Origin of the sequence: Streptomyces phytophilus (genome assembly GCF_013870535.1) — a bacterium.
Lineage (GTDB): Bacteria > Actinomycetota > Actinomycetes > Streptomycetales > Streptomycetaceae > Streptomyces > Streptomyces phytophilus.
In genome coordinates this window covers 1-1,701 of sequence record NZ_JACBXC010001275.1, presented here as the reverse complement: position 1 = coordinate 1,701, position 1,701 = coordinate 1, and the positions used below count along the sequence as shown (strand labels likewise).

General features: G+C 72.0%; 1 protein-coding gene and 1 pseudogene. Both read right to left on the bottom strand.

The window, feature by feature from the left end; genetic code table 11:
* A pseudogene (locus H5J30_RS31540) lies at positions 1 to 437 on the bottom strand (hypothetical protein); the annotation flags it as partial.
* Between the two features lie 221 nt (positions 438 to 658).
* Positions 659 to 1,701, bottom strand: a 1,043-nt coding sequence (locus H5J30_RS31535) for an LCP family protein (protein ID WP_181790982.1), incomplete at its 5' end; no start/stop codon positions are given.

The window sequence follows — 1,701 nt, the reverse complement described above, 5'->3', positions numbered from 1 at the left end:
CGCTGGGACGGCAGGCGGGGCTCCTGGGGGCGCTCGGGGGCCTCCGCCTGCGAGGACTGGGACGGGGACTGCGGCTGGGGCCGGCCGGAGTGCTGGCCGGGGTGCCGGCCGCCCGACTGCGGCTGCGCGTGCTGCTGTTGCCCGGGCTGCTGTTGCCCGTGCTGCGGGCCCGGGGGCCGGCCGTGCTGGGGCTGCGGCGGCTGGGGCTGGCCGTTCTGCTGCGGGATGTACTGCTGCTGCGGCGGCTGGGGCGGACCCCCGTACCCCTGCGGGGCGTGACCGTGCGGACCCGGTGCGTGTTGGCCGTGCGGCTGGGGGCCCTGTCTGCCCGGGATCTGCGGGTCGAGACGCAGCTCGTAGCTGCCGGTCTCGGGATTGAACACCCACTGATCGGCGGGGTCGACCTCGCCGGCGTGTCCACGGCCTCGCCCATCCACGGTCGCTTGGGTCCCTCACATCGCTCGGTCAGCGCCTCCCCCGCCGGCGCCCGGTCTTCCTGCCATACGCTCGACGACCGCCTGTCAGGCGGCCGGTCGGCTCACACTAGCCGCCTCTTTCGGCGACTGGCGACGCCCGTGACAAATTCCACGCACTCGTAACAGGACATCCCGCGCATCCCCTCCATACACCGTGCCCCCCTTGTGTGCGTTGATCCGCTCTATCGGCAGATGTCATCCACAGGGGTTGTTCCCTTGAAGACCGGCGGTGCGGCGGAGTCCCGCTTCCGCTCGGCCTTCCGGCCCTCCGAGACGAAGCGCACGACGCTGTCGGCGCGCAGCGCCGCGAACAGCTCGCCCGCCGCCGGCTGCACCAGTTCGTCACGGTTGGAGTCGAGGCGGTACGGGCGGCGCGGCACGGTCAGGAAGTGCACGCGCTCCTGCGGCACGTCGCGCACGATGCGTACGAGGTCGTACAGCTCGGCGAGCGACGACAGCCCCTCGTCGGCGGTGAGCGCGGAGGTCACCCCGTCCAGCAGCGGGGCGAGGCGCAGCGGGTTGAAGAGCACGCCGTTGCTCTGCACCTTGTTGACGAGCGAGGCCATGAACTCCTGCTGCCGCGCCATGCGTTGGGTGTCGCTGCCGCCGTCGAGGGACTTGCGCGCGCGTACGTAGCCGAGCGCCTGCTCTCCGTCGAGCACCTGGCGGCCGGCGGGCAGCCGCAGCTCGGCCGATTTGTCGTGCATCGGCGCGGGCAGGCACACCTCCACGCCGTCGACGGAGTCCACGACCTCCTTGAAGCCCTGGAAGTCGGCGATGACGTGGTGGTCGACGCGTACCCCGACGAGTTTCTCCACCACGCGGATCGTGCAGGCGGCGCCGCCGTAGGCGAAGCTGAAGTTGAACTGGTTGACCTGCTTGCCGCTCTTCCCGCCGCCGGGGCGGCGGCAGTCGGGGATCTTGACCATGAGGTCGCGCGGGATGCTCACGGCGGTGACGCTGTCGCGTTCGCCGGCGAGGTGCAGGAGCACGGCGGTGTCGGAGCGTTCGACGCCGGTGTCGTGGCCGTAGCGGTCGGTGCCCGCGCGGGAGTCGGAGCCGATGACGAGGATGTTGGCGGCCCCGCCGGCGGCGGGCGCGGGGCGGTCCTCCTCGTAGCGCGCCAGCTCGCGGGCGGTGGCGGAGTCGACGGTGATGTTGCTGTCGAAGCGCTGGTAGAAGTACCAGCCGACGCCGGAGACGGCGAGGACGAAAAGGGCGAGGC